General features: G+C 37.8%; 24 protein-coding genes and 3 other annotated features. Of the genes, 11 read left to right on the top strand and 13 right to left on the bottom strand.

Features of this window, described 5'->3' with window-relative positions; translation table 11 throughout:
- Positions 1-15: 15 nt before the first annotated feature.
- From IGK03_RS03135 to IGK03_RS03125, 3 genes are read right to left on the bottom strand one after another with little or no spacing between them, the layout of a single operon-like run.
- Positions 16-816 (bottom strand): PTS system mannose/fructose/sorbose family transporter subunit IID, encoded by an 801-nt coding sequence (locus IGK03_RS03135; protein WP_002383066.1) that lies wholly within the window; start codon positions 814-816, stop codon positions 16-18.
- Positions 809-1,600, bottom strand: a complete 792-nt coding sequence (locus IGK03_RS03130) for a PTS mannose/fructose/sorbose/N-acetylgalactosamine transporter subunit IIC (RefSeq protein WP_002358771.1) — start codon at positions 1,598-1,600, stop codon at positions 809-811. The genes IGK03_RS03135 and IGK03_RS03130 overlap by 8 nt, the downstream gene beginning before the upstream one ends.
- Before the next feature lie 48 nt (positions 1,601-1,648).
- On the bottom strand, positions 1,649-2,542 hold the full coding sequence (locus IGK03_RS03125) for a PTS mannose/fructose/sorbose transporter subunit IIAB (protein WP_002383065.1): 894 nt from the start codon (positions 2,540-2,542) through the stop codon (positions 1,649-1,651).
- 260 nt (positions 2,543-2,802) lie between these two features.
- Between IGK03_RS03125 and IGK03_RS03120 the strand changes: the two genes are divergently transcribed.
- On the top strand, positions 2,803-3,510 hold the full coding sequence (locus IGK03_RS03120; protein WP_002366233.1) for a GntR family transcriptional regulator: 708 nt from the start codon (positions 2,803-2,805) through the stop codon (positions 3,508-3,510).
- A gap of 24 nt (positions 3,511-3,534) precedes the next feature.
- On the opposite strand, the gene IGK03_RS03115 is transcribed toward IGK03_RS03120, so the two are convergent.
- The 6 genes from IGK03_RS03115 to IGK03_RS03090 form a co-directional block, all read right to left on the bottom strand.
- The gene (locus tag IGK03_RS03115; protein ID WP_141426106.1) at positions 3,535-5,313 is read right to left on the bottom strand and encodes a glycoside hydrolase family 35 protein; all 1,779 of its coding nucleotides are present in this window, start codon (positions 5,311-5,313) and stop codon (positions 3,535-3,537) included.
- Between the two features lie 12 nt (positions 5,314-5,325).
- Positions 5,326-6,489, bottom strand: coding sequence for a glycoside hydrolase family 88 protein (locus tag IGK03_RS03110; protein ID WP_010707802.1), 1,164 nt, complete (start codon positions 6,487-6,489; stop codon positions 5,326-5,328).
- Positions 6,490-6,760: 271 nt separating this feature from the next.
- On the bottom strand, positions 6,761-7,588 hold the full coding sequence (locus IGK03_RS03105) for a hypothetical protein (protein ID WP_071646590.1): 828 nt from the start codon (positions 7,586-7,588) through the stop codon (positions 6,761-6,763).
- Between the two features lie 3 nt (positions 7,589-7,591).
- Complete coding sequence (locus IGK03_RS03100) at positions 7,592-9,331, bottom strand: DUF2264 domain-containing protein (RefSeq protein WP_202334773.1); 1,740 nt, start codon at positions 9,329-9,331, stop codon at positions 7,592-7,594.
- A gap of 376 nt (positions 9,332-9,707) precedes the next feature.
- Entirely contained in the window at positions 9,708-9,956 is a 249-nt protein-coding gene (locus IGK03_RS03095) for a GlsB/YeaQ/YmgE family stress response membrane protein (RefSeq protein WP_002355684.1), read from the bottom strand.
- Between the two features lie 106 nt (positions 9,957-10,062).
- Entirely contained in the window at positions 10,063-11,694 is a 1,632-nt protein-coding gene (locus IGK03_RS03090; protein WP_010707804.1) for a peptide ABC transporter substrate-binding protein, read from the bottom strand.
- Between the two features lie 147 nt (positions 11,695-11,841).
- Positions 11,842-12,074, top strand: a binding site (T-box leader).
- 154 nt (positions 12,075-12,228) lie between these two features.
- Positions 12,229-12,471: a binding site (T-box leader), on the top strand.
- Positions 12,472-12,524: 53 nt separating this feature from the next.
- Between IGK03_RS03090 and IGK03_RS03085 the strand changes: the two genes are divergently transcribed.
- From IGK03_RS03085 to IGK03_RS03065, 5 genes are all read left to right on the top strand, one after another.
- Entirely contained in the window at positions 12,525-13,169 is a 645-nt protein-coding gene (locus IGK03_RS03085) for an amino acid ABC transporter permease (RefSeq protein WP_002383057.1), read from the top strand.
- Positions 13,170-13,181: 12 nt separating this feature from the next.
- A complete protein-coding gene (locus IGK03_RS03080; RefSeq protein WP_202334772.1) occupies positions 13,182-13,817 on the top strand; it encodes an amino acid ABC transporter ATP-binding protein in 636 nt (211 codons plus the stop codon).
- A 10-nt stretch (positions 13,818-13,827) separates the two neighbouring features.
- Complete coding sequence (locus IGK03_RS03075) at positions 13,828-14,661, top strand: amino acid ABC transporter substrate-binding protein (protein ID WP_202334771.1); 834 nt, start codon at positions 13,828-13,830, stop codon at positions 14,659-14,661.
- Between the two features lie 175 nt (positions 14,662-14,836).
- Positions 14,837-15,280, top strand: coding sequence for a hypothetical protein (locus IGK03_RS03070; protein ID WP_002355676.1), 444 nt, complete (start codon positions 14,837-14,839; stop codon positions 15,278-15,280).
- 96 nt (positions 15,281-15,376) lie between these two features.
- Positions 15,377-15,601 carry a DUF3955 domain-containing protein gene (locus IGK03_RS03065; RefSeq protein ID WP_002383054.1) on the top strand — a complete coding sequence of 75 codons (225 nt, stop codon included), beginning with the start codon at positions 15,377-15,379 and terminating at the stop codon, positions 15,599-15,601.
- Between the two features lie 54 nt (positions 15,602-15,655).
- On the opposite strand, the gene leuS is transcribed toward IGK03_RS03065, so the two are convergent.
- Positions 15,656-18,070: a leucine--tRNA ligase gene (leuS, locus tag IGK03_RS03060; RefSeq protein WP_002364766.1), complete on the bottom strand. Its 2,415-nt coding sequence runs from the start codon at positions 18,068-18,070 to the stop codon at positions 15,656-15,658.
- Between the two features lie 120 nt (positions 18,071-18,190).
- Positions 18,191-18,423: a binding site (T-box leader), on the bottom strand.
- Positions 18,424-18,473: 50 nt separating this feature from the next.
- Complete coding sequence (locus IGK03_RS03055; protein WP_071646587.1) at positions 18,474-20,687, bottom strand: autolysin; 2,214 nt, start codon at positions 20,685-20,687, stop codon at positions 18,474-18,476.
- Between the two features lie 316 nt (positions 20,688-21,003).
- Between IGK03_RS03055 and IGK03_RS03050 the strand changes: the two genes are divergently transcribed.
- The 5 genes from IGK03_RS03050 to IGK03_RS03030 all read left to right on the top strand — a co-directional run bounded on the left by IGK03_RS03050 (position 21,004) and on the right by IGK03_RS03030 (position 25,054).
- On the top strand, positions 21,004-21,663 hold the full coding sequence (locus IGK03_RS03050) for a DUF1700 domain-containing protein (protein WP_002381265.1): 660 nt from the start codon (positions 21,004-21,006) through the stop codon (positions 21,661-21,663).
- The gene (locus IGK03_RS03045; RefSeq protein WP_049095958.1) at positions 21,663-22,688 is read left to right on the top strand and encodes a DUF4097 family beta strand repeat-containing protein; all 1,026 of its coding nucleotides are present in this window, start codon (positions 21,663-21,665) and stop codon (positions 22,686-22,688) included. Before IGK03_RS03050 ends, IGK03_RS03045 begins: the two co-directional genes overlap by 1 nt.
- 168 nt (positions 22,689-22,856) lie before the next feature.
- Positions 22,857-23,507: a phosphatase PAP2 family protein gene (locus tag IGK03_RS03040; protein ID WP_002355669.1), complete on the top strand. Its 651-nt coding sequence runs from the start codon at positions 22,857-22,859 to the stop codon at positions 23,505-23,507.
- A 15-nt stretch (positions 23,508-23,522) separates the two neighbouring features.
- Complete coding sequence (locus tag IGK03_RS03035) at positions 23,523-24,491, top strand: TIGR01212 family radical SAM protein (protein WP_002355668.1); 969 nt, start codon at positions 23,523-23,525, stop codon at positions 24,489-24,491.
- On the top strand, positions 24,491-25,054 hold the full coding sequence (locus IGK03_RS03030) for a class I SAM-dependent methyltransferase (protein ID WP_002355667.1): 564 nt from the start codon (positions 24,491-24,493) through the stop codon (positions 25,052-25,054). Before IGK03_RS03035 ends, IGK03_RS03030 begins: the two co-directional genes overlap by 1 nt.
- 57 nt (positions 25,055-25,111) lie before the next feature.
- On the opposite strand, the gene IGK03_RS03025 is transcribed toward IGK03_RS03030, so the two are convergent.
- Together IGK03_RS03025 and IGK03_RS03020 are read right to left on the bottom strand one after the other, a co-directional pair.
- Positions 25,112-25,780 carry an ABC transporter ATP-binding protein gene (locus tag IGK03_RS03025; protein ID WP_010775638.1) on the bottom strand — a complete coding sequence of 223 codons (669 nt, stop codon included), beginning with the start codon at positions 25,778-25,780 and terminating at the stop codon, positions 25,112-25,114.
- A 4-nt stretch (positions 25,781-25,784) separates the two neighbouring features.
- Positions 25,785-26,864, bottom strand: a complete 1,080-nt coding sequence (locus IGK03_RS03020; protein WP_002373458.1) for an ABC transporter permease — start codon at positions 26,862-26,864, stop codon at positions 25,785-25,787.
- Positions 26,865-26,986 lie beyond the last annotated feature (122 nt).

Here is a 26,986-nt window from a genome sequence, read left to right as displayed (position 1 = left end):
CACTTAATATACTTTTTACGCCAAAATACCAAAGGCACTCAAAACAATCGATAAAATTAAAATAATCCAAATCACTCGTGTGGAATTTAATTTCTTTTGACCTAACATCCAATAAGTCAAAAGAACAAGTAAGATTGGAACTAAGGAAGGCAGAATCGCATCTAACGTATCTTGAATAACTAATTCGACCCCGTTCTTTTTATAAACAAAAGGAACTGTCGCCTTGATAACTGAAGGAATTAAGGCACCAATCACAGTCACACCAAGAACAGTTGCTGCATTCGTAAAGGCAGATAACTTGTCTTTTAAGGTCGTCACTAGTTTGACCCCTTGCTTATAACCAAGTGGTAAGAGCGCGGCCCGACCAAACAATAGTGCAATATTTGCAATAATCCAAATAACACAGCCAACCACCGAACCATTTTGAGCCAGTGTCCCTGCAACAGAGCCGAAAATCGTCCCCCAAATAACGTGGAATAAAGAGTCACCCACGCCTGCCAAAGAACCCATCAGAGCTGTTTTTAGCGCAATAATTGTTTCTTTCGCTTTATAGCCATCTTGCTCTTCAATCGCAACATCAATCCCCATAATTAAATTCCCAAAAATAGCATTGGTGTTAAAAAATTGATTGTGTGTGCGCATCATATCTTGAAATTGTGCTTCATCATGACCATAGAATTTTTTTAAAACAGGTAAGATGCCGTATAAATATCCTGAACTCATCATACGTTCATAGTTCCAGTTTAATTGGCTTCCTAAAATATAACGCCAGCTAATTGCATTTAATTCTTTTTTTGTCAGTTTATGCTTACTCATCGCCGTCATATCCTCCTTCAAAATCACCATTTCCTGTTGTTGCTTGTGTCGTGCTTTTTGCCCCATCACGTTTAAATACAAGCATCGCTGCTACCATCCCAACTATCGAAACACCTAACATTGGAACTTTTAAATAAGCCGCTAAGAAAAAGCCTAATAGTAAATAGGGGATATATTGCTTCGTTGGCAAGTAACGTAATAAAATCCCTACACCGACAACAGGTAATACTCCTCCAGCTGTTTTTAAGCCCGTCATTAGCCATTCTGGCATGTTATCGGTAATCGTTGTTACTACAGCATCCCCCGCTAATAACATTAATAAAATCGGAATGGCACGAGACAGTCCCCATAGAACAGAACCAGATAAAACTAAACGTGGAATCCGTTTTACTTGCATCTTATCAATCGCTTTATCGACACTATGAAGTAAAAAGACATTACAAAAACGGGCCACTACATCTAGTTGCAACATCAACAGAGAAACAGGAACAGCTAAACCAATGCCATACTCCGCTCCTTTTCCAGAGATTACAGCGAAAGCGGTTCCTAAAACAGCCCCTGTGAAATAATCAGGTACCGATGCTCCACCAAAAGCAGCAATTCCTAAACGCATTAATTGAAGAGTGCCGCCAACCATTAAACCAGTTTTTAAATCTCCCATAATCATTCCAGAAATCATTCCAGCAATAGCTGGTTGCGTCAACGTATTTGAAATAAGTGAGTCATTAATAGCAATAAACGCATAAATAGTAATTAAAATAATTTGATACGCTGCTAAATGCATTGAAATTTCCTCCTAAATTTAAAAATATTCTTTCTTAGTCTGACAGTTTTAGCCGCGTAATTTTTTCATAAAATCAACGACTGGATCGTTTGGAACTAATTGGGCTGTCACAGTGACGCCTTTTGAAGCGATTGTTTCAAAAATTTGTTCTTCTTCTGGTAAAACTTGAATACTTTTTGTTACTTCGCGTGCTCCTTCTTTGTAACTCATATTCCCAACATTTACAGTTTTGATAGGTCCTTGCGCTTCGATAAAGCGGAGCACATCTTTCGGATTTTTAAATAATAAAAATAAACGCTGTTTACCATATTTTCCTGATTGAATATTTTTAGCGGCAGCCTCTACTCCAAGAACAGATAAACGCATCGAAGAAGGCGCTGCCATTCTCAAAGATGATTTTTGTAAAGGATCTGTAGCCGCCTCATCATTGGCTACAATTATTCGCTGTGTACTAAGACTTGTCGACCAAATTCCCGCTACTTGTCCATGAATTAACCGTTCATCGATCCGTGTGTTTACAATATTTTCTTTTCCAGCATATTGACTATAGTTACTTAATTCTTTTTCTTTGCTGGCTTCTGAAATCTCTTGTTCTGCTTGATTCATCCCAGCTTTTACATCAACAATATTTTCTTGTGCTAAACAAACTAATTCTTTAATCGAAGCCTGTTGATTAACCACTGCTTCAATCACAACAGAGAGCGTCATCCCTGCAATAATTTCCACTCCGTCAACGTTCAAATAATTCTTAGTTGCCACGTTACATGGCGTTCCTCCTAGTAAATCAGCAATAATCAGTGTCGTACCGTTAAGGGCTTTCATTTTTTCATTTAGCTCTTTCTCAAATTGAAGATTGTCGCTATCTGGTCGTAATGAGACTGTATGCACGTGTTCTTGCCGACCAACGATCATTTCTAAGCTAACTTTGACGCCTTCAGCCATGCTACCATGACTAATTAGTACAATGTTTTCCACGAATTTCCCTCCCTAGATGTAGGTGACCCTACTTAACATGTTATGTTCTCTACGAACTTACTATAACACATACTAAGTTATCCGTAAACCTAATATCTTAATATATTGAATTTATTTTTTTGAATTCTTTAAATAAAAATTGTCTTTCCTCTTTTTCAAAGTGTTTGCTAAAGGCTAGTTAACATGTTATGCTTAATTCATTCGATTACTAGAATGGAGGCAATCGCATGTTACCTAAATATGAACAAATTAAACAAGACCTTTTACGTGAAATAAAAAATCATACCTTTATTCCTGGTGATAAATTTTATTCTGAAGCCGATATTAAACGAAAATATGCTGTTAGTTCTATCACAGCTGTCAAAGCACTGAATGAGCTAACCAGTGCAGGTTACTTGTATCGTATCCAAGGAAAAGGGACCTTTGTTTCGAAATCAAAAGTTTCTCAAAATGTAAAATTTTCTGATATCGAGTTGCATTCTTTAGACTCTGAAAAAGTTAAAGTCCTTTCAATTGAAGAAGAAAATCAAGCCGAAATTTTAAAGGAATTAGGCTTACCAGCTAACGCTTCTTATTATAGAATCAAGCGTGTACGCTATTCTGAAGATACACCCTTTCTCGTACATATCACACATCTTCCCAAAAAGCTTGTTAAAGAGCCGCTCTCAAAGGACCTCACAGCTTATGCAAGTGTGTATGAACGAGTCCGTAAAGATTTTTCAGTAGACCTCTTCTCGTTGGCTTCTGTAGAAACAAATGAAATTGTCTTTCCCGAAGATGCTGAGTTATTGAATTTACTTCAATTAAGTTTTCGTGAACCCGCTGTTAAACAAGTTAAACATTCCTATCTCGCAGATGGTAGTGTTGCTGAATATATTATTAGTTATAAACATTGGAAATATTTCAAAACCAAAATAGAAGTAGAAGCCGAATAAATTTCAGCTTCTACTTCTATTATTTTAGTCTATGATTACTTGATTCGTAAATTTCAAGTACTCAATGTTAATTCCTTCTGTTTCAAAAATTACTACTTCATTTTGTCCTTGCTGTAAAAATTCTTTGGGACAATACAGCGAATGAATGGGTCCTATTTCCCAATAACGACCTAGATGATGGCCATTGACCACAACGAATCCTTTGCCGTAGCCTCGACAGTCAATATACGTGTCTGCTAGCTGTTCTAATTCAAATGTTACTTGATAAAACGAAGGCTGCAATGGATTTTTTCCAGCTGTGTAATCAATCTTGGCTAATTGCTCTTGTGAAAAAGTTAAGGGATAGTGTTGATAGCCTTGGTGAAAATGAATGTCTTGCATCACTCCACCTCGAATTCCTTTACTTTGTGTGGGATTATTTAATTTAAAGCCATAATTAACGCGACCTAAGTTTTCCACTAAGATATCTAACGCAAGTGTGTCTTTTTCAGTTTGCCCTGAAATCAGTAGCTCTTCTCCCACTGTCTCTTGATATTGGGTAGCAGCTAAATCTCCATCTACATAAATGTGTAAACGATCACTAGCCTCAACCACTTTTAGTTTATTTTCATGATGATAATTTTTTAAATCAAACGAATAAAGCAAGTAGCCATAGCCTGAGCCAGCTTCTTCCATACTTAATGGATACGGGGTGGTCTTCGGTGTCATCATTTGATCTTTTACTGCGAATAAGGATACGCTAGCAGTTACTGGAAAGCTTCCTAAATTCCCCAGTTTTTTCGTGCGTGGTTGTGCTTGCCAAACTTCTGGACATGCTTCTTTAATTGCTTTTTGAACGGCATAATATTTTTCTGTTGGTTCTCCTGCTTCTGTTAATAAAGCATCATAATCATAGCTAGTGACTTGAGGTAAATCTTTTGCACCTCGCGCCGAACACCCATTATAAAAGCCGAAATTTGTTCCTCCATGAAACATATAGAGATTTAAAGAACCCACTGCCAGCATATCTTTTACTTCCTTCGCCAAGTCGGTACCTTCTCGCTGAATCACTGGTTCACCCCAACGATTGAACCACCCATCCCAGTATTCCATGCACATCAACGGCCATTTTTTACCATGACGAGTCATAAATTTTTTCAAAACGGCAGCATTTTCTTTCGAATGACTACCAAAATTTCCTGTCACAAAAACATCCTCTTCAATTAACGTCCCCGCATCCAGAACCTCTTCCCAAGCGCCATCAGATGTAAAAAGAGGAACCTCAATCCCCAGTTCTTCCATTATCTGCTTGGTTTGTCGCAAGTACGCTTTCTCCATGCCATAGGACCCATATTCATTTTCAACCTGCATCATGATCACTGGTCCACCTTGTGTTATCTGCAGTGGTGCTAGTTTAGGCAATAATACTTGAAAATAGTTACGAACTTTAGTCATAAAAATAGGATCTGTCGAACGTAATCGCACGCCTTTTTCTTTCAAAAGCCATGCTGGTAAGCCACCAAACTCCCATTCTGCACAAATATAAGCCGAAGGACGCAGAATAACTAGTAAATTCAGTTTTTCTGCCACGCGGACAAATGCTTCAATGTTTTTCATTCCTTCAAAATCGTATACGCCTTCTTCTGGTTCATGAATATTCCAAGGAATGTAGGTTTCTACTGTATTAGCCCCTAAAGCTTTCAGATTATAGAGGCTATCTTCCCATTGTCTAGGTGTCATTCGAAAGTAATGAATCGCCCCGCTAATAATTTTTATTGGTTGTCCATTTAATAAAAAGTCTTCTTTAATCTCAAACGTTTGCATCATTTTTCCCCTTTACCAGTATCTTTGCCATGATGGTTTTGCTAAACGCATTAAGGCTTCCATGTAAAAATAATCGCCCCATAAATTGGGTTCATCAATCCCTTTTCCTTCTGCATGTGCGTAAACACCATGGAGTAGCAGTCCTTCATTTTCGGAATCATTTTGCGTACGATAATATTCTCCTAATTGATAAATCATTCCTTTGGCAAGCTCTTTCGCTTGAGGAAAAGCCTGTAGTTTGTCTGCTTCCAATAAACCACATGCCGCAATTGCCAGTGCCGAGCTATCTTTGTCAGATGGCATTTGGTCATTAAAATCAAAATCCCAATAGGGAATTAAATCTGCAGGCAAATGAGCTAGAAAAACCTCCACTATTTGTGGATAAATTTCTGGAAATGGTTGGGAATGGAGAAATGTTTCGTTTAGGGGAATCCCTAAAATTGCCCAACTTTGGCCTCGTGCCCAAATGGAAGTATCACTATGTCCTTGATGCGTAGCTCCATGTTTTGGTTTGCCTGTTTCTGGATCAAAATAATAGGTATGATAAGTTGTCGCATCGGATTTAATCACCGTTTTCATTAACGTATGATAGTGACGTGAGGCAATTTCCTCATAAAACCTATTTCCAGATAATTTAGTTGCTTCAAATAAAAGCGGTAAATTCATTAATGAGTCGATAATTAATCGATATTCTTTGGGATCACCATAATGGCCCCACGCTTGGATGAAGGAGCCATTTTCTTGGAATCGTGCTGACAATACTTCAGCGGCAGCTATCACTTCTTGTTTACAGCGCTCATCACCGGTAATTTTATACCCAGCACCCGCCGATAGACTATATAAAAAACCAATGTCATGGTGGTCCAAAACAAAATGCTCTTCTAATCGTTGTTGAAAGCTGTCAATATTTTCCATTGCCAGTAAACGAAATTTTTCTTGGTGAGACCACTCATATGCCAGCCAAAGCATGCCTGTCCAAAAGCCATTGGTCCAATCATCGTTAGCTTTGAGACGATATCGACCATTCGTAGCACAAGCTGAAGGAAACTGTGTTCCGAAACGCTGCATATTTTTAGCAATTTTTGAAACGCATTCATTTAATTGCGTTTGAATCCATTCATCTGTGACATTTTCTCCTAGAGAGATCAGTCTTTGTTTATTTTCTTGACTACACATCTCCATCACTCCTTAACTTGTTAACATATTAACTTATTGTATTATAACGTAAAAGAAAATAAAAAGCGACCTTTCTTGATTATTTCTCTTAAAAACAAGAGCGTGGGACAAAAATCACTTTGGATTTTTGCTCCACGCTCAAAAACTGATAAACGGCGGGAACAGAACCAACTCCTTCGGAAATAAGCCGAAATTCTCCAAAAATCAAAGATCAATTTTCGGAAATTTCTTCTTATTTCTCGGAGCTAAACGGTTCTGTCCCGACCTCTTGTTATTTATTCCGACCGAATACTTCAATTTGGGTCAACGCTGGAAATGGAGAAGAGTCCAGCGCTTTTCGTAAGCATTTTAATGTCAAAGTTTGTGTTGTTTTCATTGGGAACTTTATTTCTTGAAAACAGGCGGTATTCGTTGTGGCAACTACTCGTTCCTCTCCATCTGAAAAAGCTAAAGTGACTTCCTCCCAATAGCTATCATGTGGGTAGTCCGCCCGAAATAGCAAGCGGATCCAGTCCGTTTCTACAGGTCTGCCAAAGTCAATCGTTAACTGTGCCTCCTTTTTTTGGTTAATTCCCCAAGAAGCAAATGGATACGAGCCATGAGAAAGGTTACCAAACTTAGAATCAATAGCATTTTTCGCAAAGAAAACAGCATCGTCTCTCGTTTCAACGTTTGCATACGCATGAGGATAGGCTCCTGAATATTCTTTTTGGTCATGTGTATTCATAGAAAGATTTTGATAATTGTCTTTTTCAAACGTGTGCGCTTGTCGAACCATTATTTGGTGCCTTGCTGAATGAAAGGCCGTATCAACAAAAGCTTTTCGAGCAGATTCTTCTAATGGAATTTGATATTCCCAAACTTTTTCTTTTAGATAAATCAATGAAGGAGCCAAAGTTTCATCTAATTGAACCATCAAATAAGGGATAGCCCCAGTATAAGTCACTACAATTTTATCGCCAACTTGATAAAGGTACTGTTTAATTGCTAATACCGCTAACGTGTCTCCCTCCGCCACGAATGGCGCTTCTGGCTTCTCGTGATCGATTCGGCCAGTAATAATCTGATTGTCTTTATTTTTCAATTCGATTTTTATCATTTTTTATTCCTCCCTTGTCACACCACCTACCAAACAAATCAGGCGATGCGTTCCTATTGGTAGCTCTTTTTGCAAATAAGGTAAACTTGTTCTTGGGAAAAACAACGATGTATTGGGTTCAGGTTGAAGAATACCTGCGTGGTCATACCCTTCAATTGCAATTATTTGCGAACACAATTCTCCTGAATCGACTCTAGCCCACTCTTTACCAAGTTCTTTTTCTGAAAATTTTCCAAGTAACGGTAGACTGAATCCTCCTTCGCGCACTTTTAATGGAACCGATGTCACTATTTCATGTACTCTAACATGCCATTCCCCAAAAGGATAAATGGTTGTTTCAATTTCTACTTCTTGAAAAGGTAGCCATTTATAATAAACTTGCTCCTCTGTTAAATAAAAATCATGAATTTTCCCTTTAACACGAAAATATTCACCATCACGAGAAACAGCCAATACGTTATCAAAAGCTCCCTCCTCATAACACGCGCCAGCTTTGGGAACGCTAAAACCAAAGCGGCTAGAATAGACAAATTTACTATATTTAGCCGCAGCATGTGCTTGATTTTCAAGCCATAGTCCTGCAGGATAGCCGAGGACATGCGTTTTCATTTTAGGATGGATTAATAACATGTTTCCCTTTTCTATCAAACGCTTTTCTTCTCGTTTTATAGCCAGCGGTTCAGCACGCCAAAACGGATGGTCTTGATCCACTGCGAGCAACAAAAATGTTTTAAAAGCCCAATACGGAGAGCCTGGTGCGTTATAACCTTCTGCCATTACTAAATTTTCGTAATGATAGCCAATGGACAACCGACCATCATAAGTGAAAATAGTCTGTTGCATCCAACAGTGTAAATGTTTTGCTAACAGCGTTTTTATTTGTCCCCAAGGTAACGCCTCTACTTCTGCAAATATCAAAGCTGCGAAAAACGCTCCTTGAGCAAACCGATACGTTTGACTACGTCCGTAAGGTAACGCTTCGCCCTCCTCATCAAAATAGTACAGATAGTCCTGCGCGAACATAACGGCTCGTTCTGTAAAACGTTTCGCACGAACAGGATCTCTTTCTCGCATAAATTTGACATAAATCAAACTATAATAATGAAAAGCAAACGAAATATAATAATCTCTTTGCGTAGTTTTACCATCCATATACCAACCATCACCTAAATACATGCGTTCAATCAACGCCAATTCTTCCTCTAGTTCCGCTTGGTTAATCACTTGTCCACATCCCTCGAGTGCTAAACGAATGAGCACTTTGAAAAACGTCCAATTATTTTTAGGAATTTTACAACCAAGTGCCTTATTTAACCAAACCATGATATTTTCTTGCTGTTTCTCAGAAAAACAGGACCAAAAATATGTCTTATGAAGCAATAAAGTTAAAGATAATGCTGCTGCTTCCACAATATATTGATCATAATCAACAATATCGCCCCAATAGTCTGGGGATGACGGATCAGTTCCTGCGATTAATTTTTCCACATAAGCATCTCTTAAAACATCATCTTTACAAGCAACCCAATACGGTCCAATTCCCCATAATGGTCGAATGAGCGCTTCCATTTCAGCATGTTGCTGATCATAGACAGCACCACTGGACCCAAAATTCACGCCAGGTTTTTCTGATGTTAAAATAGCCGTTTTTAAAGGTGTCATGATTGTTTCAAAAGCTTCCAAATATGCTTCTCTGGTCAAAAAAAGATTACTTTTTAACGATTCCATGCTTTTCGCCCCCATTAGTTTAATTCAAAGAATAACAAGGGCACTTATTTTTTTCAACTATCGTTTAATGAATAAAACGGCGTATTATGAGAGCAGAATTTCACTCACCTTGAACTTAACATATTAATTTTTTCTTTATTTTTGTTGAGCCTTGAGCTATTCACTTTATCCAACAAAACTTCCTTTATCAAAAATGAATAATAAATGAAAAATAAGCAGTCTAACGCAGGAAATTCTCATAATAAATATTTAAAAAAAAGAGTCTATGACAAAAATCCAAAGAGATTTTTGTCATAGACTTAAAATATGAGAGAAAAGACATCAAAAGTAATGGTCTGATTAACCTTCACAAGTTTTATGATGCTTTTCAAGATATCATTTTGATACAATTTTACGCCTTGCGGTTTACAATAAAAGAGTAAATAGCGATACAGATGATCGCTCCTAGCAACGCTGAGATAATTGGAAAACCGCCGATGACTGGTCCTAAAGAAGGCAACAAGAGTGATGCTACCCAACTTCCTAAAAAGCCCACGATAATATTTCCAATAATGCCACCTGGCACGTCTTTTCCTAAAATTGCGCCAGCAATTGCGCCAATAATTCCTCCGACAATTAATGCCCATAGAAAGCTAAACATTTGAAAAACCTACCTTTCATAGTTGATTTTTTTAGTTAATTTTCCTACTTTAAGGATAAAACAGAAAGCAGACTTTTTCAAAAGATAGGACTTTTCAGAAGTCAATTTATTCTTCTACATAAGCTAAACGATAGGATACTGTGCGACCAAAAGAAAATACTTGCAAACCTTGTAAGCGATCTGATTTCAAGTAACCAATGGCTCCTTGGAATAGTGGTAAAACGCCGGCATCTTTTTCAATTAATGTTTTTTCTAAACTTAGTAATTCATTCCAGCGTTTTTCAGGTTCATTGGCGTAATCTTTTCTAACTTTTTGGAGACCCGCATCATACGCTGAATCGTTATAACCAGAAGTATTTAAGCCACTTTTTGAGTCATAAAATTCTAAAAAATTAATGGGATCAGCATAGTCAGGTGTCCATGTTCCAAAGGCTAAATCGTAATTACCTGCTGTTTGTAAATCCAAACGATTTTGCAAAGGCAATGATTTTAATTTGATTGTTAAACCTGGTAAATTTTGTTGCAATTGCCCTTGAACAAATTCAATGGTTTTCTTGGCAATCGCTGAGTCCGCTGAGATTAGTTCCAATTCAATTTTATCTTTGCCCAACTCTTCTTTCGCTTTGGTCCAGTTAGCTTGGGCTTCTTTAATATTATATGGCAATAAATCACCATTTTCTTTGCGGAAATCTTCACCTGTATCTGGATTTTTTGCAAAATTAGCTGGTACAAATCCATTTAAAGCTGTCGAGCCATCTCCTAAAATTTCTTTTGCAAAAGTTTCTTTATCAATCGCTTGTAAAAAAGCTTTTCGAACATGTTCGTTGCCGGTAATTTCACGGCGATGATTTGGGCTTAAATAACCCACCATGGCTTTAGGCACAAAATGCGCTTGTTTTGACTCTTTATACTGAAGTGCATAAGTATCTGCTAAAACAGTGTAATCTAAATCGCCATTATCAAAAAGATTGGCTCCTGTGCCAATTTCTTTCACTACTTGAACATCAATTTCATTCAATTTTACGTGTTCTTTATCCCAATAATGATCATTCTTCTTCAATTTCCAAGTTTCGGAATTGCCATCCCAGCCTGAAATTACAAACGGTCCATTGCCAACAAAATTATCTGCAGAAGTCCCATAGGCAGTACCTTTTTCTTTGGCAAAGGCTTCATTTTTAGGCATAAAAGGTGTTCCAACTAAGACTTGGGCTAAATAAGGAATTGGATTTTCTAATGTTAGTTCTAGTGTCTGGTCATCGATTGCTTTGACACCAAATTCTTCCATCGTGGCTTGTCCTTCCCGCACCGCACGCCCATTTTTAAAAATATCCATTTGATTACTGCTACTTGAACCATACGCTGGATCGACCACGTTTCTAAACGCAACTACAAAATCCCCTGCTTTAACTGGATCCCCGTTTGTCCATTTTGCTTCTCGTAACTTGAATGTATAGACTAACCCGTCTTCACTAACTTGTGGCTCTGCTTTCGCCATAGCTAGCTCAGGATCTCCGTTTTTATCTTGTCGATACAAGCCTTCAACTACTTGACCAATCATATCGGAACTATAGACATCTGTATAATGAGCGCTGTCTAATGTCGAGAGTTCACCACCAGATGCGACGTTAATTTTCTGTGTAATTGGTTCGTTCGAGGTTGTTTTCGAACCGCCACTTCCACATGCTGCTAAAACCAAGCCCAGTGCAACAAGTCCTATTAACCACTTTTTCTGTTTCATACCAAAACTCCTCCTTCTGTTCAAACAACTTACCTACATTTTACATGATTTTCCATACATTTGTCCTTTTTCAGCACTTACTTTTTGAAAGAAAAATATTTTTTTAAGAATAAGAGTTGACAGATATTTTTTCTGGTGGTACAGTATTGAAAAACAGAGAACAGAAGAGTAACTGTTTCCTTTAGTGAAGAGAGTCTTTGGTTGGTGGAAAAAGACGTAAAGAAACAGCGAACCACATCTGGGAGTTGACTTTTTGAACCCTTAGTAGGAAAGTCCGGGACCACTCGTTAACAGGCGAAGTTATGAACTTCATAAGGTTCGTGTTGCGAAACACGAATAAACTAAGGTGGAACCACGATAATTGATTATTCGTCCTTTGGCTATTCAGCCAAAGGACTTTTTTGTTTTTTAGATGCGCTTTTCAACCTGAGAGAGTGCCTCAACTGCTCAAGTCTGTTGTCCTCTTTTCCATATCCTTAATGGGATAAGCTAGAAAAGCAACAGGTTTTCTGTTCCGTTCGAACAATTTCATACTTACAATCAAGGCTTAGGACATAGTAATTTAGCTCTTCCTTTACAGAGACTTTTTCATTGGCTGAAAGAAAAAGATGGATTCTTCTTTACTCACACCTAAAAGATGTTTTTCTGAATCCTTTAGTAAGAAAAACCGGTGACTCTATCGTTAACAGAGAGTAGTTGTCAACGCAACTACATAAGGCTTATCTTGTGAAAGATAAGTAAATTGAGGTGGCACCACGAATGCGATTCGTCCTCTTGGCTCACAGCCAAGAGGCTTTTTTGTTTTTTAATAAAAATTGTTGGAGGAAAAAATGATGGATTATATTTTAGAAATTTTACCTGCTTTAGTTAGCGGAGCTGGCATGACACTGAAAGTCTTTTTCTTTACGCTCCTTGGCTCGATTCCACTGGGGATTATCATTGCCTTTATTTTACAAAGTTCGTTTAAACCTTTACGTTACTTAATTAACCTCTACATTTGGTTAATGCGCGGCACTCCGCTATTGTTACAATTAATTTTTGTTTTTTACGGCTTACCATTAATTGGTATTGTCTTTGAACGTTATGATGCGGCCTTATTCGCATTTATTTTAAATTATGCTGCGTACTTTGCTGAAATTTTCCGCGGGGGGATTCAAGCAATTCCCCAAGGTCAATATGAAGCTGCTAAGGTTTTACGTTTAACACGTTTTCAAACAGTCACGCGGATTATTTTGCCACAAGTTGTTAAAATCGTGCTGCCTTCCGTAGGAAATGAAATTATCAATTTGGTCAAGGATACTTCTCTTATTTATGTTCTTGGCTTAGGCGATCTTTTACGTGCTGGTAAAATTGCGATGAGCCGCGATGTTACATTAGTGCCATTAGCTTTAGTGGGAGTGATTTATTTACTCTTTACGGCAATTTTGACTGTTGCTTCTAAGAAAATTGAAAAATTCTATCAATATTATAAATAGGAGGACTCTACCATGTTAACTATTAAAAATTTAACCAAACATTTTGATAACCGGACCATCATTGATCACTTAAATTTAGAAATTCCAGATGGTAAAATTTTAACGATTGTTGGTCCTTCAGGCGGCGGAAAAACCACTTTACTTCGTTGTTTGGCTGGTTTAGAAACCATTGATTCTGGTGAGCTTTTGTTGGATGGTGTTCCTTTCAATCCTGCTGAAATGGACAATGCCGATCAAGTGGTTGGGGTCGTTTTCCAGGACTTCCAACTTTTCCCTCACTTATCAGTTTTAGAAAACATTACCTTAGCACCTACATTAGTACTAAAAGAAGAAAAAGCAAAAAGGCAGCAAGAAGCTTTAGAATTACTGGAAAAATTGGGCTTGGCTGGTAAAGAAAAACTCTATCCATATCAACTTTCCGGTGGACAAAAACAACGAGTTGCACTTGCTCGTGCCTTAGCAATGAAGCCAAAAGTTCTTGGGTACGATGAACCAACGAGCGCGCTAGATCCAGCTTTACGTCAACAAGTGGAAGAAGTTATTTTAGATTTACGGAAACAAGGCATGACACAGATTGTCGTGACCCACGATATGGCTTTCGCTGAAAAAATTGCAGACAATCTTTTGACGGTTGCCCCCGTCCAATAGAAAGGAGTTTATGATGAAAAAGAAATATTCTTTAGCCTTGCTGGTTATCTGTTGTAGTTTACTCCTATTTGCAGATTGTGGTAAAAGAAAAAGCAACGAAGATCAATGGACACGGATTAACGAAGAAAAACGGATTATTATTGGCTTAGATGACTCCTTTGTGCCCATGGGTTTTCAAGATAAATCAGGCCAAATTGTCGGCTTTGATGTCGACTTAGCCAAAGCGGTTTTTAAACTTTATGGCATTTCCGTTGACTTCCAACCGATTGATTGGTCTATGAAAGAAACAGAATTACAAAATCAAACCATTGATCTTATTTGGAATGGCTACACTAAAACGAGCGAGCGGGCCGAAAAAGTTCAATTCACACAACCTTACATGACGAACGACCAAGTACTTGTTTCTTTAAAAGAAAAAAACATTGCAACAGCGAGCGACATGCAAGGTAAAATTTTAGGGGTTCAAAATGGCTCTTCTGGCTATGATGGCTTCGAAAGTCAGCCTGACGTTTTGAAAAAATTTGTTAAAGACCAAACGCCTATTTTATATGACGGCTTTAATGAAGCTTTCTTAGATTTAAAATCTGGCCGAATTGATGGGCTCCTAATTGATCGCGTCTACGCCAACTACTATCTTTCCCACGAAGATAATTTAAAAAACTATACTATTTCTCATATCGGCTATGACAATGAAGATTTTGCTGTGGGCGTCCGCAAATCAGACAATCAATTAGTCCAAAAAATCAATACTGCCTTTGAAACGTTACGAAAAGATGGCACCCTTAGTAAAATTTCTCAAAAATGGTTTGGAGAGGACGTTACAAATAACACAAAAATAAACTAAATAACGAATAAAAAGGTGTACTGCTGACTTAGTACACCTTTTTATTTGAATCAAATTCTTAGCAAATTCTAACTTATGAAGAACTTTTATTTTTGCTACACTAGTAAAAGTCGAGAGAATTTGTCCTTTTCTGCCTAGAACAATCATTACTCTCAATAAATGAAAGGAGAAAAAAATGCCTACTAATAAAAAAGAAGGAATGCTTTTTACTACGTTAATGTGCTTTCTGATGGTTTTCGGAATGAGCACCTATAATTTATTATTGCATGGAGAATTTTCATTGTACGCCTTATCAAAAGGTTTGCTTCCTGGATTTATCGTTGCTTTTATTTTAGACGTTTTCATCGTTGGTGTCTTAGCTAAGAAAATCGCTTTTTCTTTACCCTTTAATAAAGAAAAACGGCTATTACTTATTCTGACCATTTCGAGTCTCATGATTATCGGCATGGTGACTTGTATGTCTTTATTTGGCTTATTAATGGAAGGCCAGACATTGTCACTAAGTGCGTATTTCCAAGCTTGGGGCCTGAACTTTATTGTTGCCCTTCCTTATCAATTGCTGATTGTCGGTCCCTTTTCACGTATGATCTTAACCAATTACCAACAACGACAAACTTAGAAAATAGATTTCTTATCTAAGTTTTAACAGTTGCCTAAAAAAAAGTTAACCTTTTTGATTTATCTTAGTGATAGTTCATTAAAGGAGGAACTGAAGTTGAAAAAATATCGTATTAGCTTATTTCTTGGCTTGATTAGTCTTTTATTATTTATGATCTCTATTTTAGTTGGATCAACATTATCTAGCGATGGACTTTTAAAAGAACCCGCCTTTTTCTGTACGCCGCTTGGTTACTTTTTTCTCTTCATCGCCTTGCTTTCGGTTATAACAATCACATGTAAAGAACATATGAATCAAAAAGGTAAAACAAAACAACCTTAAAAAGAGCCTGACGTTTTGATACGTCCGGCTCTTTTTTTAATAAAAACATATAACTTAATTTGCAACAATATTTACTAATTTATCTGGAACAGCAATCACTTTGCGCACTGTTTTTCCTTCAATAAATTCTTTAACAGCTTCATGGTTCATTGCAATTTGTTCTAATTCTTCTTTGCTTAACCCACGAGCGACATTTTGTTTGCCACGTAATTTTCCGTTCACTTGGAAAACTACTTCCACTTCATCTTCTACTAAGGCTGCTTCATCATAGGTTGGCCAAGGGACATAAGTTAAACTTTCCTCGTTACCTAAAATTTGCCATAGTTCTTCACCAATATGTGGCGCGATTGGCGCAAGTAATTGGACAAATCCTTCCACATATTCATAAGGTAAGGCATCCACTTTATTGGCTTCATTCACAAAAACCATTAATTGAGAAATCGCTGTATTAAAGTGCAAGTTTGCCATATCTTCTGTCACTTTTTTAACCGTTTGATGATAAACTTTCGTTAAACGGCCATCATTAATTGTGGTAATTCGGTCACGCATTTTGCCTTCTTCATCAACAATCAGACGCCAAACGCGATCTAAGAATTTACGACTTCCTTCTAAGCCATTTTCATTCCAAGCAATGGAAGCATCTAATGGGCCCATGAACATTTCATAAAGACGTAACGTATCCGCACCATATTTAGCCACCACATCATCGGGATTTACAACATTGCCACGTGATTTAGACATTTTTTCGTTGTTTTCTCCTAAAATCATACCTTGGTTGTATAATTTTTGGAAAGGTTCTTTGGTAGGAACCACACCAATATCATATAAGAATTTATGCCAAAAACGAGCATAAAGTAAATGCAACACCGCATGTTCGGCACCACCAATATAGATATCAACTGGTAACCAACGTTTTAATTTTTCAAAATCAGCAATTTCATTTTTATTATGAGGATCAATGAATCGTAAGTAATACCAAGAGCTTCCAGCCCATTGTGGCATAGTATTCGTTTCACGTTTTCCCTTCATACCAGTTTCAGGGTCGACGACATTGACCCATTCATCAATGTTTGCTAATGGCGATTCCCCAGTTCCACTTGGGCGAATATCCGATGTTACTGGTAAACGTAGAGGTAACTCAGATTCAGGAACCGTTGTGGTTGTTCCATCTTCCCAATGGATCACAGGAATTGGTTCACCCCAGTAGCGTTGACGAGAGAATAACCAGTCACGTAAACGATAAGATACTTCTTTTTTCCCTACGTGATTTTCTTCTAGCCACTCATTCATTTTAGCGATGGCTTCTGCTTTGTTTAATCCATTTAAGAAATCAGAATTGATATGCGGTCCATCCCCTGTATAGGCTTCTGTTGTAATGTCGCCACCTGCGATTACTGGTAGGATATCAATGCCAAATGTTTTCGCAAATTCGTAATCCCGTTCATCATGCGCTGGGACCGCCATGATTGCGCCTGTGCCATAGCTTGCTAAAACATAATCGCCAATCCAAATTGGAATTTCTTGGCCATTGACCGGGTTTATAGCATACGCACCTGTGAAAACACCTGTTTTTTCTTTTGCTAAATCCGTTCTATTTAGATCAGATTTTTTTGAGGTTTCTTCAATATATGCTTCTACAGCTGCTGTTTGTTCAGGTGTCGTAATTTTTTTCACTAGTTCTAGTTCAGGAGCTAGAACAGTATAGGTTGCACCGAACAAGGTATCAGGACGGGTTGTAAACACCGTGAAACTTTCTTCTGTACCAGCGACTTTAAAGGTCACATTGGCTCCTTCAGAACGTCCAATCCAATTTCGTTGCATATCTTTAATACTTTCTGGCCAATCAACAAGCTCTAAATCTTCTAATAAGCGATCTGCATAAGCAGTAATTTTCAGCATCCATTGACGCATTGGTCGGCGAACCACATCATAACCACCACGTTCACTTTTTCCATCAATGACTTCTTCATTTGAAATAACAGTTCCTAGTTCAGGTACCCAGTTAACCGCAACTTCTGCTTCATAAGCTAACCCTTTTTCATATAATTTTGTAAATATCCATTGTGTCCATTTGTAATATTCAGGATCAGTGGTATTAATTTCGCGATTCCAATCATAGCTGAATCCTAGTGAATTAATTTGGCGACGGAATGTTTCGATATTTTTCTTAGTAAATTCAGCTGGGTCATTTCCTGTGTCTAACGCATATTGTTCTGCTGGCAAACCAAACGCATCCCAGCCCATTGGATGCAACACATTATAGCCTTGCGCACGTTTCATACGTGAAAGAATATCGGTTGCTGTATAGCCTTCCGGGTGACCTACGTGTAAGCCTTGTCCAGATGGATAGGGAAACATATCTAGTGCATAAAATTTTTCTTTATTTGGGTCGTCCAATGTATTGAAACAATTGTTCTTAGCCCAATATTTTTGCCATTTTTTCTCAATCTCTTTGTGATTGTAGCTCATGTTATTCCTCCTAGTAATATAAAATTTTTCATTCTTAAAATTTGCCACCTGCAGCCATTGTCACTATTCTGACTTAAACTAGCCACTTAGTGATAAAAAAAAGTCCTATAGGAAAAATTCCTATAGGACGTGAACATACAAATGCAACGTGGTACCACCTAAATTCGTCAAAGAAACGGTCAGTCACCGTCACCTTAACCTCAAACGTCTTAACGATCGTCACCGACTTTTCCTACTTGGTTTGTTCAAAAAAGTAACTTAAAGGCGAGTTCAAAAGCTTCTGTACGTATTTCCACCAGCCATACGCTCTCTATCACATGGTTCTTTCTACTATTCCTTCTCATTGTTTTTTTCTATTATAAGACTCATGTTACCAAAGATAGCTATTTTTTTCAATCTTAAATTAACCAACTTTTAAAGTTTGACCAATATAAATTGTATCCCCGCTTAAGCCATTTAATTGTTTGATTTTTTGGATGCTGATTCCGTATTGCATTGATAAGCCCCAAAGTGAATCACCGCTTTTAACTGTATGGCGTTTGCCTGATGCACTATTTGTTGAAGAAGCATTGCCACCTGCAGAAGCGCCTTTTTTCACGATGATTGTTTGACCAGCAAAAATTAAATCGCCTTTGATCCCGTTCCATGAACGTAGATTAGCAACACTCACGCCAAACTGTGCAGAAATTTTATTCAACGTATCGCCTGATTTAATCGTGTAAGATGTTGTCGCACCGCCACCATTATTCGTAGGCTTGTTCGTATTCGTTGAACCTGAGTTAGCGCCTTTTTTCACGATAATCTTTTGACCAGCAAAAATCAAACTACCGCTGATGTTATTCCAGGCTTGTAAGTTAGCCACACTAACACCGAATTGTGCAGAAATTTTGTTCAAGGTATCCCCTGATTTAATCGTGTAGTACGTATTCGTTCCTGATTGATTATTGTTAGAACCACCATTGCTTGAGCCGCCGGTGTTACCTGAAGTACCTTTTTTCACAATAATTTTTTGACCAGCGAAGATTAAATCGCCAGAGATACCGTTCCATGAACGTAAATTAGCAACGCTCACACCATATTGCGCGGCAATTTTGTTCAAGGTATCGCCTGATTTAATTGTGTAATACGTATTCGTTCCTGATTGATTATTGTTAGAACCACCGCTGCCTGAGCCACCAGTGTTACCTGAAGCACCTTTTTTCACGATGAGCTTTTGACCAACGAAAATTAAATCGCCAGAGATGCCATTCCATGAGCGTAAATTAGCAACGCTCACGCCATATTGCGCGGCAATTTTATTCAAGGTATCCCCTGATTTTACAGTATAGTACGTGTTCGTTCCTGATTGATTATTGTTAGAACCACCGTTGCCTGAGCCACCAGTGTTACCTGAAGCACCTTTTTTCACGATGAGCTTTTGACCAACGAAAATTAAATCGCCAGAGATGCCATTCCATGAGCGTAAATTAGCAACGCTCACACCATATTGCGCGGCAATTTTATTCAAGGTATCTCCTGATTTTACAGTATAGTACGTGTTCGTTCCTGATTGATTGTTCGAGCCGCCTGTTCCTGGATTAACTGTTCCGCCCCCAGTATTTCCACCAGAAGATGGTGTATCATATTGAGTTAAGTTATATGCGGTAATGACATTATTTAATTTAGCATTGTAGCTAGGATCTGTCGCATAACGACCTGTTAACCAAGCAGTTGCATCGCGATACGAGCTTGTATTGCTTTTCCAAGCCCCAGCATAATAGTAAACGCCCGCTTGGAAAGAAGTTGTTTTTAGCACGTGCGCATTATCTTGGAATGATTCCATGTAAGAAGGATATTTACGGAAAGGTTCTTTTTTCACTAGCCATTTGCCGTTTAAATATTCCCATGTATCCATATAGACAGATTGTCCATTGTAGCTGCCTTTAATCCCAAATAAGTTATAGTTTGGTGCCTTAGATAGCGTACTTGCTCCCCAACCACTTTCAACGATTGCTTGAGCCATCATCACTGATGCATATAAATCATTGGCTTGCGCAATAGGTTGTGCACAACGTGCTAACTCGGCAATAAATTCTGAAGGACTTTGCGTCGGTGATAATGCTGAAAAAGTTTGCGCAGAAGCTACTCTAGCTTCTGGTACTTTTACTTCATCATCGGGTGTAACCGTAGGCGCTGCTTCAGACTCGGTTGTTGAAGGAGCTACTGGCGTAATTTCTGCTACTGAAGAATCAGTCGTTCCTGATTCCACAGGTGTAGTTGAATCAACTGTTGGTTGCTCGGTACTTGGTGTTGTTGGTGTTTCTTTTGATGATTCAGTTGTCGATTCAGTCGTTGTTGACGAATCCGTTGTCGGTTGTTCCGTAGTTCCTGGCGTAGTTTCTGTGGTTGGTGTCTCTACTAAGCCAGTTTCCGTAGTAGGTGCTTGGGCAACTTCCGCATTTGTTGGCTGCTCTTCTGTTGCCTCAGCAGTCACTGGTAGTAACGCAACGGGCGTTCCTACAGATGAAACAATTAACGCCGAGCTGAATAAAGTAGTGCTCTTCTTCCATTGTACTGGCGTTTTCTTTCTTTGTTGTGCTTTCCTTCTTTCGATACGTGACATTGATTCTTTCTTCATTGATACGTCCCCAACTTTCCTTTTTTAACTTATATGTAAATGTAATTTTTTAGTTTTGTTATTATAACAAGTATACCTTTTTTTCTGGCGAATTAAAAACACTTCAACAAAATTTCATATTACTGTAACTAGATTGTAAAGAAGTAATGTTTTTTAACATGGATTTCCTCTCTTGTTACTACTCGGAAAAAAACTGCGACTTTAGTTGTAGACGCTTCTTTACCTTAGTCTGATTTTTTTAATTCCTCTTGTTATTCGCTCAAAAAGAAATTATAGTTTAAGATGAGAAATGAATCGTGTAGAAAGAGGGAGCGGAATGAATAAAGAACATTTTATTATTGAGCTGAAAATTTATTTAAAAGCATTAAATCCAAAAGATCAAGCTATTATTCTTGCGAAATACAAGGCGTTATTTGATGCTCGTGTTGCGGAAGGCGAAACAGAAGAACAAGTGGCAAAATCATTGGGGAAACCACGGGTTATCGCAGAAGAAATTTTAAAAGAACAAGGCATCGAATTGACGGAACGAAAAATTGAAAATAATGGCTGGCAAGAAATTCCAGCGGCTACACCTGCTTATGATCATCCCTATGAAGAAGAATCTGAATTTTACTATGATAATGATTCTCCATACTATCAACGACCACAGCATCGGCCACTAACCCGATTTTTCCAAGTGCTTGGTATTTTCTGTTTAAATTTTTTCTTCATGTTTTGGGTTATTTTAGGGATTGCCTTAATGTACGTCGGTTGTGGTATTGCCGGAGCTGCAACTTTATTTTCACCAATTTATGGTATTTATAGTGTTATTACCCAAGCAAATGCCGCTTCCTTTTTCCAATTATCTATGAGTCTCTTTTTATTTGGTGCATCAATCATTGGTTGGTTACTGTTTCTACCAATTTTAAAATTTTCAGCACATGTCTTTAAGCGTTATTTCCAATGGAACATTGCTGTTTTACGAGGTGATATCTAATGAAAAAAACAACAGGGATTCTCTTATCCATTGCTGTCTTAGCGATGCTAATTGGTGGATCTGGCGCCGTCTATTATTACAAGCAAGCGGAAAAATCAGTCACACCGCTAAAAGAAAGTTATACACTAAAAAATAAACAAGCAGGCGAAGAACTTCACTTATCCTTAAAAGGCAAAGGCCCTTATACCATTTATAAAACTGATAGTAACAACATGGGATTACGATCACCGAATAATGCCTTTTATTCAAAAGCTGAAGGCACCTTAGATGTCAAAGAAGAAAAAAATAAAATAACAGCAACCATCAATACCACTCGTACACAAAACCAACCCGAATTGTCATTCTTTAATATTGGTATTTTTAGTGACTTCACACCGAACGTGAGTGTCCAGATTCCTAATAATGTGAAAAAGTTAGTGATTGATGGCTCAACCCATTCACAAGTTTCATTGAATGCTTTTAACGTAGACGAATTAACAACTAATCTACCAAATTCTTATGTTAGTCTATCGGGTGTTAAAGCCAAAAAAATGACGCTTAACTCTTCAGATGGTATCTACCTTTCAGCGGATACTTCCGCTAAAAAGGCAACAGTTGAAACCACTGACGGCGATATAACGTTGGATTCAGCCTATTTCGATGAAATCAAAAATACTACTATTTCTGGTGATATTCGAGTGCAAAATGCTCGTGGAAACATCCAAGCAACAACGACAGATGGCGATATTAGCGTCTATGATTTCAAAGGAGAAGCTAACTTTTCAAGTGAAAATGGTGATTTTTCTTTAGACATGCCTGCTGTGCCTAAAAAATTAACTGTCGCTCTTGTCCATGGAGATATTTATGTAAATTCTGGAGAAATTTTGCGTAACATTTCAATCAAAGGGGAATCAAAATTAGGCGATGTTCAACTTTTAAACAAAGAGCGAACATCTTATAAGAATGGTCGTGCGGATACAGAGTTTAACCTTTCTAGCGAATTCGGCGATATTACCGTTGATACTCCTGATGATGATAATCAATAACCATGCACCATTTAAAAAAGTTCTGGCACCACAATGAGAGATTGTGGTGCCAGAACTTTTTTAATATCTGTATCCCCTCCAAATCAGGCAATGAAATTATCTTTTAATTTTTTACTCTTTTGATGGTATAATACGGATTGTTGCGATTAAATTTTGAAAGGATTTTTTATGAAAAACAAACTTTATTATCAATTTGCAGGTAGTTGTTTTCTTTTAGTATTTATGTTTTTAGGCTATGTTGTTCGTTTTTATCCAACCTGGCTCAAAGGCTTTGATCAAACGATTACTTCCTTTGTTCGTCGTCCTTTTCCACAGCTAAATAACTTTTTTATTTGGTACACCAAATTTGCCAATTCATTGACGATTATCATCTTAGCAATCGTTGTCATTGCTCTGTTTATTGTTTGGAAATATTATGCTGAAGCATTATGGCTCTTTATTAATACTGCCTTAATTGCTGGCGTAGGTAATTCTTTATTAAAATTATTCTTTATGCGCCAACGTCCTACTTTGGAGCATTTAGTAACTGAACATACGTATAGTTTTCCTAGCGGACATGCTGTAGGAAGTACCTTGTTCTACGGCACTATTTTATTGATTCTGCCAATTTTCATTAAGAATAAAACGGTCCGCCTTTGTGTGCAAATTTTACTAGGTATTGGGATTTTCATGATTGGGGTTAGTCGAATCTATTTAGGTGTCCATTTCCCTAGCGATATCTTAGGTGGTTTTTGTCTTGGTTTAGCTTGGTTGTTATTAAGTTACCCTATTTATTTAGAAAAACGCTTTGTTTGGCGATTTCAAAGCAAACAACGCTAGAAAGAAGTCTTGATTATGCAAATTTTTCCTTATTCAGATGATCCAAATAAACGCTATCACACTTGGAACTATGCACTTCGTCAACAGTTTGGTGAAAAGATTTTTAAAGTGCCAATTGATGGTGGCTTTGATTGCCCCAATCGTGATGGGACGGTTGCCAAAGGTGGTTGTACGTTCTGTAGTGTTTCTGGCTCAGGCGACATGATTGTTGCACCTAGCGATCCCCTGCCGCTTCAATTTCAAAAAGAAATCCAATTGATGCATCAAAAATGGCCAACTGTCGATCAATACATTGTTTACTTCCAAAATTTCACCAATACACATGCGCCAGTTGACGTTATTCGTCATCGGTTTGAACAAGTAGTCAATGAAAAAGGCGTCGTTGGTTTATCCATTGGTACCCGTCCTGATTGTTTGCCTGATGAGGTGGTGAACTATTTAGCCGAATTAAATGAACGCTTTTATTTATGGGTAGAGTTGGGTTTGCAAACCACGTTTGAGGAAACTAGCGCTGCCATTAATCGCGCGCATGATTATCAAACATATCTAGATGGTGTGGCTAAATTACGGAAACACGGGATTCGGGTCTGTACACATTTAATTAACGGGCTACCTGGGGAAACACCTGCCATGATGCGCGAAAATGTGCGGCGAACTATTCAGGATTCAGATATCCAAGGGATTAAACTGCATTTACTTCATTTAATGACAAATACCAAAATGATGCGGGATTATAATGAAGGACGCTTACAATTGATGAGCAAAGAAGCCTATGTTTCAGTGATTTGTGATCAGTTAGAAATGATTCCACCCGAAATTGTTATTCATCGCTTGACAGGCGATGCTCCCTTTGAAACAATTATCGGACCGATGTGGAGTTTGAAAAAATGGGAAGTCCTCAATGCGATTGATGCGGAAATGAAACGCCGCAACAGTTATCAAGGAAAATATACTGTCATTTCAGGAAAGGAAGTTTTCAATTAATGCTACAAACAGCCCTACATTTTAGTCACCAACTTTTAAAAGAAGTGGTGGAACCTGGCGACTTCGTCATTGATGCAACAATGGGAAATGGTCATGATACAGCATTCTTAGCAGAGCTGGTTGGCCCTTCTGGTGAAGTTTTCGCCTTTGATATCCAAAAAGAAGCGTTGATCAATACAGAACAAAAGTTAACAGAACTTAATTTACTCCCACAAACTACGTTATTTCCATTAGGACATGAACATCTTCATGCTGTCCTAGATGAAGAAACAGAAATCACTGCCGCTATTTTTAACTTAGGCTATTTACCTAAAAGTAATAAGGAAATTATTACAAAACCCGCTACGACTAAACAGGCGTTAGATGGGTTACTGCCTCATTTGGTAAAAGGAAGTCGCATTATTTTAGTCGTTTATTATGGCCACGAAGGTGGTTCAGAGGAACTTGATTTGGTCACGAATTACACGCAAGCCTTACCACAAGATGTATACAGTGTCTTACGTTATGAGTTTATCAATCAAAAAAATCAGCCACCTGTTCTTTTCTGTATTGAAAAGAAATAAGAGAACATGATCGGATTGTCTCTAGCAATCCGACCATGTTCTCTTTTATTTGTTTTGTTACTCTGTCAATTCACCATCACGAATACGAACCACTCGATCACAGTATTTCAACAAACGCTCATCATGTGTCACCATGATAATTCCTTTATCTTTCTCTTTAGCCTCTTTCGCTAGTAATTGGACAACATCAAACGCCTTTTCTGTATCTAAACTAGCCGTAGGTTCATCTGCCAAAATTACGTCTGGCTCATGATACAATGCACACGCAATGGCTACCCGTTGTCTTTCCCCACCAGAGAGATCACGAGGATAACTATTTCGTAATTCTTTTAACCCCAACGTCTCTAACAATTGCTCTTTTAATTCCCTATTTTTACGTGACTTATCAACTTTTTCAATTAAGTGAAATTGATCTTCCACTGTTAAAAATGGCACCAAATTAGAGCTTTGTAAAATAAAGCCGATTTTTTGAAAACGTTGCGCCAAACGTTGCTTTTTCGTTAACTTATTTAGTGATTGCCCGCCAACAATGACTTCACCACTTGTCGGTGCCTGTAAGCCAGCTGCAATCGTTAAAAAGGTACTTTTACCAGAACCAGAAGGACCAATTACTGCGACAAATTCACCTGGCTGAACCGCAAAAGATAATTCTTTTAACGCGATCACTTCTGTATGTTTTTCACCATATTTTTTATAAATATTTTTCATTTCTAAAACATTTGCCATGTCTCTAACCTCCAATCGCGATTAACGGATCAATTTTAGCAATCGTTCGAATTGAAAATGCCCCGCCAATTAATGCAGATAAAATCAATAGTACACTAAACAAAATCATGCGTGGTCCATTAGTTGCATAAGGCATCGCTTCTGGTAAAAAGAGCACGGTAATTCCCGTTAAAGCAAGACCAATCGCCACTCCTAGAACAGCCAATAAAGCGGTTTGTAGCATGACTGCCTTTGCTAAGAAACTAGTCGGCACCCCTTGAACTTTTAAGACACCGAACATTGCTGTTTTCTGTAAAGTCATCACAAAGATAAAAATACCGATAATGAACGCTGCAATCACAATCAAGAAATAAATCATGCCATCCAAGGTCAAGTTTTGAGCGCTGTATCCTGGCAGTTTTTCAATAAAATCTGAAATTGAAAGAACTTGGCTGTCTTTATTAGTCGTTTTAACTTCCGTGTTGTCCTTGCTGCGAACAATGAAACCATTAACCATTTTGGCCATTGCTGGATTGTCACCATATTTAATTGACCGCCAAGTATCCAGAGAAGTGTAAATAACCGGCACAATGTTATAGCTACTTTTAGAAATAAAGCCGACAATTTCTAATTGCTCATCATATTTCCCTGCAGTTAATTTGTCGCCAATTTTAAATCCTTGATTTTTCAATGTTTCTGAAGCAATCACTTGATTTTTATCAGTAAATGCGTTTCCTTCAATCACTTTTGGCATTAAAAAACTTTCTTTTTCAATCCCAAATAAGCTAACATTCGTTAATTCAGCCTTTTTGTCATCTGCTGGGCGGATGGCTAACGACTGTTGACCAATCGGTGCAATTTTGCCTCCTGAAATCGTTTCTTTCACGTTCTCATCTAACACTGATACATTTAAATTACTATTGGCCTCTTTTGATAAAACCACTTGATTCGCTTGCCATTGATCTACCGCTAAACGATTTCCTTGAGCTAAACCGTTCGCTAAACCTGACAAAATAAAAATTAACCAAGCAATCAAGACCATTACTAAGACTACAAGGACGTACCGTCCTTTTGAATACTTCATTTCATTAAATCCTAAAAACATGAATGGTTCACCTCTTTCTTCTTTTCGAAATAAACTATATCACTTATCAATCGATAAATCAATAATTATTTATCGATTGATAAGTGAATTTTACAAAAAAATAGAGAAGTCTGTTTTTCAAC

The organism is Enterococcus sp. DIV2453a, assembly GCF_050533535.1.
In the GTDB taxonomy this organism is placed as follows: domain Bacteria; phylum Bacillota; class Bacilli; order Lactobacillales; family Enterococcaceae; genus Enterococcus; species Enterococcus faecalis.
This window is presented reverse-complemented; position numbering and strand designations above follow the sequence as displayed.